This window comes from Sphingopyxis sp. 2PD (assembly GCF_005503695.1).
GTDB lineage: Bacteria > Pseudomonadota > Alphaproteobacteria > Sphingomonadales > Sphingomonadaceae > Sphingopyxis.
Genome location: NZ_SCMU01000002.1, coordinates 63,972 through 77,754 on the forward strand (window position 1 = coordinate 63,972; position 13,783 = coordinate 77,754).

The 13,783-nt window shown below is 67.5% G+C and carries 11 protein-coding genes; 10 read left to right on the forward strand and 1 reads right to left on the reverse strand.

Annotated features, from left to right (window positions below):
- Positions 1-118 precede the first annotated feature (118 nt).
- The 3 genes from FFS18_RS02025 to FFS18_RS02035 are packed head-to-tail and all read left to right on the forward strand — an operon-like array spanning position 119 to position 5,638.
- Complete coding sequence (locus FFS18_RS02025) at positions 119-907, forward strand: ImuA family protein (protein WP_120217581.1); 789 nt, start codon at positions 119-121, stop codon at positions 905-907.
- A complete protein-coding gene (locus FFS18_RS02030) occupies positions 813-2,360 on the forward strand; it encodes a Y-family DNA polymerase (RefSeq protein WP_137869577.1) in 1,548 nt (515 codons plus the stop codon). Before FFS18_RS02025 ends, FFS18_RS02030 begins: the two co-directional genes overlap by 95 nt.
- Positions 2,357-5,638, forward strand: a complete 3,282-nt coding sequence (locus FFS18_RS02035; protein ID WP_137869578.1) for an error-prone DNA polymerase — start codon at positions 2,357-2,359, stop codon at positions 5,636-5,638. The genes FFS18_RS02030 and FFS18_RS02035 overlap by 4 nt, the downstream gene beginning before the upstream one ends.
- A 147-nt stretch (positions 5,639-5,785) precedes the next feature.
- On the opposite strand, the gene FFS18_RS02040 is transcribed toward FFS18_RS02035, so the two are convergent.
- Complete coding sequence (locus FFS18_RS02040; RefSeq protein WP_120217584.1) at positions 5,786-6,607, reverse strand: flagellin N-terminal helical domain-containing protein; 822 nt, start codon at positions 6,605-6,607, stop codon at positions 5,786-5,788.
- Positions 6,608-6,854: 247 nt separating this feature from the next.
- Here FFS18_RS02040 and fliE point away from each other — a divergent pair, with 247 nt between their 5' ends.
- From fliE to FFS18_RS02075, 7 genes are read left to right on the forward strand one after another with little or no spacing between them, the layout of a single operon-like run.
- Positions 6,855-7,208 (forward strand): flagellar hook-basal body complex protein FliE, encoded by a 354-nt coding sequence (gene fliE, locus FFS18_RS02045; RefSeq protein WP_120217585.1) that lies wholly within the window; start codon positions 6,855-6,857, stop codon positions 7,206-7,208.
- A gap of 3 nt (positions 7,209-7,211) precedes the next feature.
- The gene (fliF, locus tag FFS18_RS02050; RefSeq protein WP_120217586.1) at positions 7,212-8,873 is read left to right on the forward strand and encodes a flagellar basal-body MS-ring/collar protein FliF; all 1,662 of its coding nucleotides are present in this window, start codon (positions 7,212-7,214) and stop codon (positions 8,871-8,873) included.
- Positions 8,866-9,897 (forward strand): flagellar motor switch protein FliG, encoded by a 1,032-nt coding sequence (gene fliG, locus FFS18_RS02055; RefSeq protein WP_232014738.1) that lies wholly within the window; start codon positions 8,866-8,868, stop codon positions 9,895-9,897. The genes fliF and fliG overlap by 8 nt, the downstream gene beginning before the upstream one ends.
- Positions 9,890-10,489, forward strand: coding sequence for a FliH/SctL family protein (locus FFS18_RS02060; RefSeq protein ID WP_137869579.1), 600 nt, complete (start codon positions 9,890-9,892; stop codon positions 10,487-10,489). The genes fliG and FFS18_RS02060 overlap by 8 nt, the downstream gene beginning before the upstream one ends.
- A complete protein-coding gene (locus FFS18_RS02065) occupies positions 10,486-11,817 on the forward strand; it encodes a FliI/YscN family ATPase (RefSeq protein ID WP_120217588.1) in 1,332 nt (443 codons plus the stop codon). The genes FFS18_RS02060 and FFS18_RS02065 overlap by 4 nt, the downstream gene beginning before the upstream one ends.
- Positions 11,814-12,260, forward strand: a complete 447-nt coding sequence (locus tag FFS18_RS02070; protein ID WP_120217589.1) for a hypothetical protein — start codon at positions 11,814-11,816, stop codon at positions 12,258-12,260. The genes FFS18_RS02065 and FFS18_RS02070 overlap by 4 nt, the downstream gene beginning before the upstream one ends.
- Positions 12,257-13,768: a flagellar hook-length control protein FliK gene (locus FFS18_RS02075; protein WP_137869580.1), complete on the forward strand. Its 1,512-nt coding sequence runs from the start codon at positions 12,257-12,259 to the stop codon at positions 13,766-13,768. Before FFS18_RS02070 ends, FFS18_RS02075 begins: the two co-directional genes overlap by 4 nt.
- The last annotated feature ends 15 nt before the right edge of the window (positions 13,769-13,783 follow it).

Genomic DNA, 13,783 nt, shown 5'->3' on the forward strand with positions numbered 1-13,783 from the left:
CATGACGACGGGCTGCAGGGATGCCGGATCGAGTCCGGCATGACGACAGGTTGGAAAGCCCGACTCATCTTGACATTCCCCCTCGCTCGCGCGCTAATAGAACAAATCAGGAACATATATGCGCGAGTCGTCTCAACCTCTCGCCGGGCTGCGCCAGCGCATCGCCCGGCTGGCCGCCAGCGGTGGCCCCGCAAGCCTGCCGACCCAAGGCTGGCTGGCGACGGGGCATGACGCGTTCGACGCGGCGATCGGCGGCGGATTGACGGTCGGGCGCACGCACGAGTTTTTCGCGGCCGATGCGCTCGATGGCACCAGCGCCGCGGCCTTTGCCACACTGGTCGCGCTGCGCAGCGGCGGCGATGCGCCGCTCCTGTGGTTGCGCACCGTCGACGCCGGACGCCGCACCGGGCATATCTATGCCCCCGGCATCGCTGAACTCGGCGGCGACCCCGACCGGCTTCTTCTCGTTGAGACCGCCGATCCCAAGATGCTGCTCGCCTGCGCCAATGATGCGGTACGCTGCGCCGGATCGGCAGCGGTGATCGTCGAAAGCTGGGGGAAGTTTCCGTTGCTCGACCTGACCGCCGGGCGCCGCCTGACGCTGGGCGCGCGCGACGCAGGAACGACGCTGCTGATGCTGCGCCTGAATGCCGTGCCGACGCCGAGCGTCGCCGAAACGCGCTGGAATATCGTCGCCGCACCGTCGCGCGAACTCGAAGCCCACGCCCCCGGCGCCCCGGCCTTCGACCTTGAACTGCTGCGCTGGCGCGGCGGCCCTGCCGGAACGCGCTGGCGACTCGATTGGGATAAAGATGAGCAAGCTTTCCGGGACGCGGCGCTATCTGGCGCTGTTCTTCCCCTGGCTGCCCGCCGAACGGTTCACCCGCTCGGCGCCGAAGCCGCCTGACCTCCCGCTTATCTTTGCCGAGAAGCAGCGCGGCGCGCTGCGGATCGCGAGCGTCGATGCCCGCGCGCAGGCGCTCGGGCTGCGTGTCGGCATGCCACTCGCCGACGCGCGGGCGCAGGTCGGCGACCTCGCCATCGTGCCGCACGATCCGATCCTCGATCACGCTTGGCTCGACCGACTCGCGCAGGGCTGTGCGCGCTACACCCCCCTCGTCGCGCTCGATGCCCCCGACGGGCTGATCCTCGACATCACCGGCTGCTCCCATTTGTTCGATGGCGAGGCGGGGTTGATCGACGACATCGACCAGCGGCTGACCCGGCTCGGGATGACCTTGCGCCATGCGCTTGACCCCACCGCCGACGCCGCCCGGGCGCTCGCACGTTATCAGACACGGCCCGCTCCCGACGAGGCCACCGCGATCCGCCGCCTGCCCGTCGCCGCGCTCGAACTCGACGCCGAAGCCACGACCGCGCTCGTCCGCGCCGGATTGAAGACGATTGGCGACCTCGCGAGCCGTCCGATGGCGAACCTCGCCGCGCGCTTCGGTGCCGATGCCGCGATGGCGTTGCGCCGCCTGCTCGGCGATGCGCCCAGCCCGCTCGACCCGCGCGTCGCGCCGCCGCCGGTCGCCACCGAACGCCGCTTTGCCGAACCCGTCGCCAGCCTGCCCCACGCCACCCGCATTCTTGCCGAGCTGGTTGGTGAGGCGATCGCAGAGCTTGCCGAACGCGGCCAGGGCGGCCGCCATTTCGGCGCGACCTTCTTTCGCAGCGATGGGCTGGCGCGACGTATCGCGGTCGAGACCGGCCATGCGACGCGCGACTCCGGCCTTGTCATGCGCCTGTTTGCCGAACGCATGGACGGCCTCGCCGATCCGCTCGACCCCGGCTTCGGTTTCGACATGATCCGCCTCGAAGTGCCGCGCCTCGAAGCACTCGGCGCAACGCAGCTGAAGCTCGAGGGCGGCGCGGCGCGCGCAGTACGCCAGGGCGCAGCAATGGACGAACTCACCGACCGGCTCACGACACGGCTCGGGCGCGCGCGGGTCCGCGCCTTGCGCCCCGCCGATACCCATATCCCCGAACAGGCGCAGCTCGCCCTGCCCGCGATCGACGCGCCGCCACCCATGCCTTGGTCCGCCCCCGAACCCGGCGAACCGCCGCTGCGCCCCTTCTATCTTTTCGATCCACCGCAGGTGATCGAGGTGATCGCCGAGGTTCCCGACGGCCCGCCGCATCGCTTTCGCTGGCGCCGACAGGCGCATGCGGTCCGCCGTTACGAAGGGCCCGAACGCATTGCCGCCGAATGGTGGCGGCGCCGCGACAATGGCGGGCTGACGCGCGATTATTACCGCGTCGAGGACGACCGCGGCCGCCGCTATTGGCTGTTTCGCCACGGGCTTTATGACGAAAAGCCCGATCCGCGCTGGTATATCCATGGGGTGTTCGCATGACGGGCGAGCCCGCACCACCCGCCTTCGCCGAACTGGTCGCGGCGACCAATTACAGCTTCCTGCGCGGCGCCTCACACCCGCATGAGATGGTCGCCGAAGCAATCAGGCTCGGCATGCCCGGCATCGGCATCGCCGACCGCAACAGCGTGGCGGGGGTGGTGCGGGCGCTCACCGGGCTGCGCAAGCTACGCGAGAAAGCCGACGCAGAGGGGATAGAGCTACCGCCCTTCAAACTCGTGGTCGGCGCGCGCCTCGTCTTCGACGACGGCACCCCCGACATCATCGCCTATCCGACCACGCGCCACGGCTGGGGCCGCCTGACCCGGATGCTCACCATCGGCAATCGCCGCACCACCAAGGGCGATTGCGTGATGAAATTCAGGAATCTGCTGATTCACTGCGCGGATATGATCCTGATCGCGATGGCGACGGAAAAGGATGAGGCGCTGCTGCAACGCCTCGCCCGGGCGGCACCCGGGGCGTTATGGCTGGGCGCGACGATGCCATATGGCGGTGCGGACCGGCGGCGCCTTACCCGACTTGCAGCATTGGCCGACCGCGTCGGCATTCCCCTGCTCGCGACCAATGACGCGCTTTACGCAACGCGCGAGCAAAGGCCTCTACACGATGTGCTAAGCTGCATTCTTGAAGGCACGAACCTGAACGAAGCGGGCCGCCTGTTGCGCGCCAATGGCGAGCGCCATCTAAAATCACCCGAAGAGATGCGCCGCCTCTTTCGCTCCTGCCGCCACGCCGTCGATGAGAGCGCCAGAATTCTCGATCGCATCGGCTTTTCACTTCGCGAACTGGAATATGAATATCCGCACGAGCCGGTTCCCGAAGGTTGGGACCCGCAAAGCTGGCTCGAACATAGGGTGCTGGATGCCGCGAACCGGCTCCACCCGCAGGGATTGCCGCAGCGCTGGCAGGAGGTCCTCGACGAAGAGCTTTCGCTCATCGGCAAATGCAATTTCGCCTGCTATTTCCTGACCGTCCACGACATCGTGAACTATGCCCGCACGCAAGACCCGCCGATCCTGTGCCAGGGGCGCGGGTCGGCGGCCAATTCGCTCGTCTGCTATTTGCTCGAGATCACCTCGATCGATCCGATCGCGAACAATCTGCTGTTCACCCGCTTCCTGTCAGAGGAACGGCGCGAGCCGCCCGACATCGACGTCGATTTCGAGCATGAGCGGCGCGAGGAGGTGATGCAATATATCTATCGCCGCTACACGCGGCGGCGCGCAGGCATCGCCGCGACGGTGATCCATTACCGCCCGCGCAGCGCGGTGCGGGAAGCAGGCAAGGCGCTGGGGTTCAGCGAGGATGTCACCGCGCGGCTCGCCGACACGAGTTGGGGGAGCTGGGGCAGCGAGATGCCGGTCGAGCGCTTCATCGAAGCCGGGCTTGATCCCGAGCAAGATGACATCGCACGACTGCAGTGGATCGTCGCGCAACTGCTCACCTTCCCGCGCCACCTGTCGCAGCATGTCGGCGGTTATGTGCTGACCGAGGATCGGCTCGACGAAACGGTGCCGATCCACAATGCCGCGATGGCGGATCGCACCTTCATCGAATGGGACAAGGACGACATCGACGAGCTGAAACTGATGAAGGTCGATATCCTCGCGCTCGGGATGCTGACCTGCATCCGCAAATGTTTCGACCTCATGCGGCTCCACCAACTCAGCGACCACGACCTCAAGTCGGTCCCGGCGGAAGACCCGGTCGTTTACGACATGCTGTGCAAGGGCGACAGTATCGGTGTCTTTCAGGTCGAAAGCCGCGCGCAGATCAACATGCTGCCCAGACTGCGGCCCAAGGAATTTTACGATCTGGTCATCCAGGTCGCGATCGTCCGGCCAGGACCGATCGAGGGCGATATGGTCCATCCTTATTTGAAACGTCGCAATGGCGAAGAGAAGGTCGAGTATCCGTCACCCGCACCACCGCACGATCCCCGGGAGCTCTACAATCTTCTTCACCGGACCTTTGGAGTCCCGCTGTTCCAGGAACAGGCGATGAAACTCGCCATCGTCGCCGCCGAATTCACCCCTGACGAAGCCAATGGCCTGCGCCGTGCCATGGCGACCTTTCGCAACGTCGGCACCATCGATCAATATGAAGAGAAGATGATCGGCGGCATGATCCGCCGCGGCTACGATCGCGCCTTTGCCGAACGCTGTTACAATCAGATCAAGGGTTTCGGCAGCTATGGCTTCCCGGAGAGCCACGCCCAGTCGTTCGCCAAGCTCGTCTATGTCTCATCGTGGCTGAAATGCCACCACCCCGCCGTCTTCACCTGCGGGCTGCTCAATTCGCAACCGATGGGCTTTTACGCCCCCGCGCAGCTGGTGCGCGATGTGCAGGAGCATGGGGTCGAGGTGCGCGCGGTCGATGTCAATGCGAGTGGGTGGGACAGCAGCCTTGAGCGCAGGGATGACGGCAGCCTGGCGCTACGGCTCGGCTTTCGGCAGGTCGACGGGTTTCGCGAGGCTTGGGCGGCGCAGATTGCGGCGGCGCGAAACACCCCTTTTGCCAACGTCGAGGAACTCGCCCGCCGCGCGAACCTGCCCGCGCGGGCGCTGCGCCTGCTGGCCGAGGCCGATGCCTGCCGGTCGATGGGGCAGGGCCGTCGCTTGGCACTGTGGGATGCACGGCGTGTCCGTCAGGGAGTGCTGCCACTGTTCGGCGCCGCCGAAGTCGACGAACTGGGCGCCGAAAGCGACGCGCAATTGCCCCCCACCCCGCTCGTCGAGGAAGTGCTGACCGATTATCAGACGACGCGGCTGTCGCTGAAAGGCCATCCGATGGCATTTCTGCGCCGCGATTTCGACCGCGAAGGCGTGCTGAGCGCCGCGCAGGTGGCGGCGGCGAAAAACGGGTCGATCGTCCGCGCCGCGGGCGTCGTGCTGATCCGCCAGCGCCCGGGCAAGGGCAATGCGATCTTCATCACGATCGAGGATGAGGGCGGGGTCGTCAACATCCTGCTCTGGGCGCGGCATTTCGAACGCTACCGCCGCGCCGTCATGGCGTCGCGGCTGATGCTGGCCGAGGGCGAGGTGCAGCGGAGCAAGGAGGGCGTCATCCACCTGATGGCAACGCGCATCGTCGATCGCACCGCGATGCTCGACACGCTGGGCGACGGGCGCGAGATACGCCCCGACCTCTGCCGCGCCGACGAGGTTGCGCATCCGCAACTGCCGCGCGGCTATGCCGCAAAGCATGGTCATCCGCGCGATGTCCGCATCCTGCCCAAGTCACGCGATTTTCACTGAAGGCGTTTGTTTTCCGGCTGGCGCCGGGAGCGGGCTGGTACCGCGCCTTCGCGCAAAAAAGTTGATGCCCCGGCTGTGGGGGCCGGGGCATCGGATCAGGCTATCTAAGGGACCAACCGAATATAGCCTGAAAGTCGTTCGCGGATGTTAGCCGCGGAGCAGGTTCATCACGCCCTGCTGGCTCTGGTTCGCCTGGGCGAGCATCGCGGTCGATGCCTGCGACAGGATCCCGGCCGCGGCCAGCTTCGTCGATTCCGCCGAGAAGTCGGCGTCTTCGATGCGCGAGCGCGATTCGTCCAGATTGGTGACGCGGGCCGTCAAATTATCGACAGCTGCGCTCAGACGGTTCTGCTGCGCACCGAGGTTGGCGCGTTCGGTGGCGACCGTGGTGATCGCGGTGTCGAGCGTTGCCAGGGCACCGGTGGCGCCGGCGGCCGTGGCGACCGACAGGGCGTTGACGCCCAGCGAGGTGGCGGTCAGGCTGGCGACCGTGATGTTCACGTTTTCGCCGCTGTTGATGCCGGTCTGGATGTCAAAGCCGGTCGCGACGCTGCCGTTGAGCAGCGCGTTGCCGTTGAAGGTCGTCTGCGTCGTGATGTCGCCAATCTGCGAAATCAGCGCGGTAACTTCCTCTTGAACCAGCGTACGGTCGGCGTCGGCGAGCGTGCCGTTCGAAGCCTGCATCGCCAGTTCACGCATGCGGACGAGGATGTCCGAAATGCTGGCGGCGCCGCTGTCGGCGGTCTGGGCGAGCGAAATGCCGTCGTTGGCGTTGCGGATCGCCTGCGTGAAGCCACGCGAAGCAGCCGACATGCGCGTCGCAACGGCGAGGCCGGCGGCGTCGTCCTTGGCGCTGTTGATGCGCTTGCCGCTCGACAGGCGTTCCATCGCCTGCGACTGCATTTTGCCCGCAACGCGCGAGTTATTCTGGGCGCGAAGCGCGCTCACATTCGTGTTGATGACAGTCATCTTTGTTCCTTTCCGGCCTCGATGGCCATTCCCGTGATGTGAGGGCTCGAGGAGCGGTCACGAAAAGCAGTAACGGCGGGCGGTCGAGGCGCTTAAGGCCGCGCCGTCAAAAAAATGCCGAAGGTTGTTTACGGCGACCTTCGTTACAATTCAAAATATTGAAATATAACAATTAATTTTTTTGGCATGAGCTTTGCATGGTTCTTTGCGTACGGCGCACCGCTGCGCTCAGGACGGATGGAAAGCAATGAGCACGATTGACCCGAGCCGACTGCTGCAGATGCGCAGTTCGATCCTCAATCAGAACCAGGCGCTGCAACGCGCCGCCGGTCGCGGCGGCATCGGCGGCGTCGAGGGCGGCGTCGAGGGCGCTGGCGGAACCCCCGATTTCGGCGCGGCGATCAACAATGCGCTGCAACAGGTCAACGCCCAGCAGTCGAAGGCGAGCGCGATCACCGAAGCCTATGAGCGCGGCGACACCCACGACATCGTCAGCGTGATGATCGAGCGCCAGAAAGCCTCGCTGGGGTTCGAAACGACGTTGCAGGTCCGCAACAAGCTGCTGTCCGCGTACCGCGACATCATGAACATGCCGGTGTAATCCATGGCCGATACCCAGATCCTTTCGCCCGTCGACGATGGCCATGCAAACCGCCTGCCCGCCCCCGCGGCGGGCAACCGCCTTGCGCCGCTGACCAGCTTCGTCCGCCAGCCCGCGGTACAGCGCGCGCTGCCCGCAATTGCCATGACGTCGGCGATCGGCATCGCCGCGCTCGCCTGGTTCACCATGCAGTCGGCCCCGCAGGCGCAGCTGTTCGCCGGGCTGGACGACAGCGACAAGGCCGCCGTCGCCGACGCACTGCAGACGCAGGGCATCGCGCACAGCATCGACGCGAGCACCGGCGCGCTGACCGTCGATGCCGACAAATTGCACCAGGCGCGCATCGCGCTGGCCGGGCAAGGCCTGCCCAAGGCGGCGCCGAGCGGCGACAGCCTGATCGCGGCGCTGCCGATGGGGTCGAGCCGCGCGATCGAGGGCGAAGCGCTGCGGTCGGCGCGCGAGGCCGACCTTGCCCGCACGATCGAGACGATCGACGCCGTCAAAAGCGCGCGCGTCCATGTCGCCGCTGCCGAGCCCAGCCTGTTCGTCCGCGACGACAAGCCGTCGACCGCGTCGGTGATGCTGACGCTGCAGAACGGCCGCTCGCTGAGCGATGGCCAGGTGCAGGCGATCCGCTTCCTCGTCGCGTCGTCGGTCCCCGGCATGAACGCCGATCAGGTTTCGGTGATCGACCAGCGCGGCGCGCTGTTGTCCGACACCGCATCGGGCAGCGACATGAAGGCGTTCCAGTTGCAGGTGCAGGTCGAGGACCGGTTCCGCCGCGCGCTCGACACCTTGCTCGGCCCGATGCTCGGCGTCGGCAATTACAGCGTCGAGGTCCACGCCGACGTCGACATGTCCGAAAGCCAGGCGACGCGTGAAAGCTTTCCCGAAAATGATCGCGCGATGACCAGCGAACAGATCACGCGCACCGTCAGCGGTCAGGGCGCGCCGCCCGCCGCGGTCGGCATCCCCGGTGCGCTGTCGAACCAGCCGCCGCAGGCGACGACGGTCACCGCCAATGCACCGACCCCGACACCCACCGCCGGCGCGGCCCCCGAAACGGCGAGCAATGAAAATGCCGCGCGCGCCTTTGAAGTCGGCCGCGAGATTTCGGTGACGCATTCGCCGCAGGGCAAGCTGCGCCGCGTCTCGGTCGCGGTCGCGCTCAATCAGGGCAAGAAGGCGCTGACCCAGGCCGACATGACCAAGATCGACAGCCTGGTCAAAGGCGCGATCGGGTTCGACGCCACCCGCGGCGATCAGGTCGCGATCAGCCAGCGGCCCTTCGTCCAGGTCGAAACCGAGGAACCGGCTTTCTATGATCAGGCGTGGTTCCTGCCGCTGGTCAAGCAGGTCGGCGCGATCCTCGCCGCGCTGCTCGCCTTCCTGTTCATCGGTCGCCCGCTGATCCGCGCCGCCAAGGCGCGCGCCGCCGAACGCGCCGAACGCAATGCGGCGCTCGAGGAAAGCCTGCTCGCCGCGACCGACGGACGTCCCGCGCTCGCCAGCCCCGCCGCGGGCCGCGAGATCACGCTGGAGATGATCGAACAGGCGCCAAGCTATGAAACGCGCGCCAACCTGGTCCGCGCCTTTGTCCGCCAGGATTCGGCCCGCGCCGCGCTCGTCGTCCGCCAGCTGATGCAGGAGGGCGCCCGTGCCTGATGCCGCCGAAACCATGGCGCCGCCTGCCAACCAGACCATCGAAGGATCGTCGGCCGCCGCGATCCTGCTGATGCTGCTCGACGAAAATGAAGCCGCGACAATCCTGAAGCATCTGGAGCCCGACGAAGTTCGCCAGCTGGCGAAATCGATGTTCGACACCGCCAACGCCAGCGAACAGCAGATCGGCCAGGCGCTCGACCGTTTCGTCGTGCGCAGCCGCGATGTCAGCGCGCTGGCGATCGGCGCCGACGTCCGCATCCGGACCGTCATCAACCAGGCCGTCGGCAACGTCCGCGCCGACAATATCCTGGCCGCGGTCGCGCCGCAGCGCAGCGCCGCGTCGCTCGAGATTCTCCGCTGGATGGATGTCGATGCAATCAGCGGGCTGCTGGCGCAGGAACATCCGCAGGTCGGCGCGCTGATCCTGTCGGTGCTGGTCCCCGATGTCGCCGCGCGCGCCATCGAAACGCTCGACGAAATCCTGCAGGCCGATCTGGTGCTCCGCGCCGCGATGCTGACCTCGGTCCCCGCCGCGGCGATCGAGGATCTGGAATCGGTGCTCGCGAGCGCCAATGTCGATGGCCAGCGCGTCGCCAAACAGGCGATCGGCGGCCCGAGCGACGTCGCCAAGATCATGAAGAAGATGCCGAAGTCGCTGAGCGAACGCACGATCCGCGCGCTCAAGAAGACCGACAAGCAGCTCGCCCAGGCGATCGAGGAAGAAATGTTCATCTTCGAAAATCTGCGCGATCTCGACAAGAAGAGCCTGGGTTCGGTCCTGCGTTCGGTCGACGCGGCGCAGCTGGCGGTCGCGCTGAAGGGCACCGACGACGAGATGATCGACCTGTGCCTGTCGACCATGTCGCAGCGCGCGTCGGAAACGATCCGCGACGAAATGGCCGAAATGACGATGGTCAAGCGCGCCGACGTCGACGATGCGCAAAAGAGCATCATGACGATCGTCCGCCAGATGGCCGCGTCGGGCGAGATCATGATCGCGGGCGGGGGCGACGATTATGTCTGATCGCACCGCCGAAACCGGCTTTGCCCCCGTCACCCTGGCCGCGGCGATGGCGCGCAGCAGCGGTTTTCGTCCGCTCGCCTTCGACGGCAGTCCCCGCCCGCCGCAGCCCGCCGCGAGCGGTCCCGCCGAACTCGACCTCGACGACCCGTTCGCTCGCGGTCTGGCCGAAGGGCAACGCGTCGCCGAAGCAGCCTATGTCGCCGAACGCCACCAACTGCTCGCGCTGCTCGCCGGGGCCGAAGCGTTGCAGGACGAACCGAGCGAAGAATTGGCGCAGCTGATCGCGCACACCGTCGAACGGCTGGTGCATCAGATCGTCGCCGACGCCCCGATCGACGCCGCGTGGCTGCAGGCGCAGGCCGAGACCGCCGCGGCGATGGTCGCCGACGCCGACAAGGCGCGGACCTTGTGCGTTCACCCCGACGATGCCGCGCTGCTGAGCGATTGCGCTCTACCGCTGGCGCTCGCCAGCGACCCGGGCATGATGCGCGGGACCGTCCGCATCGAAACCTCGACCGGCTGGATCGAGCATGGCCGCGCCGTCTATCTCGACGAACTGCGCGTTGCGCTGGGCGAAGGGGCTGCCCCATGACGCGCCGCCTTGCCCTCTCTGCGCAGCAGTTGCTCGACCCGATCGACCTGACGGGCGCCAGCCCGCGCCGCATCGGCACCCTCGTCTCGCACGAGGGCATCATGCTCGAAGTGTCGGGCTTTCCGCAGCCGCTGGGCAGCAATGTCCGGATCAAGTCGGCGAACAATGATTATGTCTATGGCGAGGTTGTCGGCTTTCGCGGCCAGAGCAGCCTGGTCCTGCCGTTCGACACCAATATGCCGCTGGTCACCGGCGCGCCGGTCGAACCGCATGGCGCGAGCTCGATGGTCGCATGCGGCAAGGCGCTGCTTGGCCGGATCATCGACGCACAGGGCAATCCGCTCGACGGGCGTCCGCCGATCAAGTCGCAGTTCCAGTGGCCGCTCGCCGGGCGCAAGGTCAATCCGCTGCGCCGTGGCCGCGTCACCCGTCCGCTCAACATGGGCGTGCGCGCGATCAACGCGCTGCTGACCGTCGGCGAGGGTCAGCGCGTCGCGATCATCGCGGGGTCGGGCGTCGGCAAATCGGTGCTGATGGGCCAGATGATCGCCGGGACCGAATGCGACGTCATCGTCGTCGGGCTGATCGGCGAACGCAGCCGCGAAGTCAGCGATTTCGTCGAAACCAAGCTGCCGCCCGAAGTCCGCAAGAAGTCGGTGGTGGTCGCGGTTCCAGCCGACCATCCGCCGCTGCTGCGCCTGCGCGCCGCGATGCGCGCCACCGCGATCGCCGAGGCGTTTCGCGCCGACGGCAAGAAGGTGCTGCTGCTGATCGACAGCCTGACCCGCGTTGCGCATGCGCAGCGCGAGATCGGGCTGACATTGGGCGAACCGCCGACGATGAAGGGTTATCCGCCGTCGGTGTTCGCGCTGATCCCCTCGCTCTGCGAACGCGCGGGCATCGACCGCGAAACCGGCGGGTCGATCACCGCGCTCTACACCGTCCTCGCCGACGGCGGCGACATCGACGATCCCGTCGTCGATTCGGCGCGCGCGATCGTCGACGGCCATATCATCCTGTCGCGCCAGCTGGCCGAACAGGGCGTCTATCCCGCGATCGACGTCGCGCGGTCGCTGTCGCGCACGATGGTCGACACGGTCGATCCCGAACATGCCGCCGCCGCCGCGCGCTTTCGCCAGCTGTGGTCGGCGTATGAAGAGAATCGCGATCTGATGCTGATGGGCGCCTATGTCGCCGGCGGCGATCCGGTGCTCGACACCGCGATCGCGCGCCATGCCGACCAGCTCGCCTTCGTAACCCAGCCCGCCAAGGTGCAGGTCGATTTCGACATTTCCCGCCAGACCCTGATTGAAGGATATTCCGCATGACCGCCCGCACCGCACGCCGCAAACGCATCATCCGCGTGCGCACCGTCGAACATCAGATGGCCGAAGCGAATCTCGCGCGCGCCACGGGCGAACTCGCCAGCCTGGTCGAGCTGGCCAAGCGGCTCGAAACGCTGCGCGTCGATCTGGCGATGGCCAAGGGTGCCGTCGCGGGCGGCGCGCTCAACACGATCGGCGAGCTCGCGATGCGGCTCGACATCGCGCAGGAAAATCTGACCGCGCCGCTGGTGAACGCCAGCGCCCGCCGCGACCAGGCCGGAATGCTGGCGCAAAGCGCGATGGCCAAGGAAGAATCGGCGGTCCGCCTGTACGAACGCAGCCGCAAATCGGCCGAAGCCGAAGCCGAGCGCCGCCGCGACGCCAACCGCCCGCACCGCGCGCGCGGCGGCATGCGCCTGCGCCTGATCGAAGGCGGCGCGGCATGATGGGCGCGGCTTCCCTCCCCAATCCGCAGGCATCGATGCCCGCGGGCTTTGCTGCCTTCCTGAGCACGATCGGCCAGACGCCGAGCGGCAGCGGCGAAGACGGTGGCTTTGAGCAATTGCTCGCTGCCGTGCCGAAGGTCGATGGCGCGGGGGTCAAGGCCGCGCCTGCGGCATCGGTTTCGCCTGCGCCGTCCGGAGCCGCGGCGGCACCGGCGATCCCCGCGATGACGGTGGCGCCGGCAATGGCCGTGACGCCCATGATGACGGCGACGCCCGTGACGAGCGCAGCGTCGGAAATGCCGATGACGCCGGTGACGCCAGCGGCGGCTGCGGTTGTAGCGGCGGTCGTGGTCGCCCCGGCGGCGGCTGCGGGCGACGTCGTTGCCCCGGAAACTACCGCCGAAGCGCCGACGGCCATGACCAGGGACGCTGCGTCCACGACCGACGCCGACACCGCCGCGGCATCGGCGGCGAAACTGCTGATCGTGTTGAACGGCAGCGCCGCTAAGCCCGAAACAAAGCCGCTCAAGGCGCTCGACACCGAAGCCCCGACCGACGGCAAAGCAGTGGCGGAAACCGGCAGCGGTGTTGCCAAGCCTGCCGAAACGGCGGCGGCGCCCGAAACACTTGCCGCGACGCCAGCCCCGCCACCCGCCGCGCCGTCGGTCGCGGCATCGCCTGCCGCTGCGGCGGTCGTCGCTGCGGTGGTCGTTGCAGCGCCCGAGGCTGCGGCTAGCCAGGGCAAGCCGATGAAGGCGAGCGAGCCCGGCAAGCTTCCGGTCGCCGACACGGCACCGACCGCCGCGACCGTCGCCACCGCCTCCGCCCCCGCCGCAGACAAACCGCGCAGCGCCGAGGCCACGCGCGTGGCGCCCGAGATCGAAAGCGCGATCGCGGCGCCAGCGGCGAGCAAGCCGCGCGCCGCGCCGCAGCCGGGCCCGGCGGTTATCGCTGGCGAAGCGGTCGCGGCCAAGCCCACCGAAGTCGCACCGGCCATGACGGTCCAGTTCGCGCAGCCGACGAGCACGGGGGCTGCGACGCTGGCCAGCGCCGCAGCGCCGGTCACGATCGCCGAACGCGTGCTCGACCTCGCCAGCGATGGCGCATGGATCGACCAGCTGGCGCACGACATCGCGGCAACCAAGTCGGACAGCGGCGACATCAGTTTTCGCCTGATGCCGCGGCACCTGGGCCGCCTCGACGTCGCGATGCTCGTGGGTGACGAGGGCGTGGCGCTGAAGCTCGACACCCAGCATGAAGCGACCGCGACCATCGTCACCGCTGCGCAGGGCCGCCTGGTCGAAGACCTGCGCCAGCAGGGCGTCCGCGTGACCGGCAGCGAAGTGACCTGCACCCCCGGCGACACGGGGCGCCAGATGCAGGGCCAGTCGCAGGGCCAGGCCCGGGGCGCCGCGCAGGATGTCAGCCATCTGATCGAAACCGTTACCGAACGCGTGAAGGCGCGTGATCCCGAAGAGGCCGCCGACCGCCGCGGCCGCTTTGCCTGACCACAAAGGGTAGAA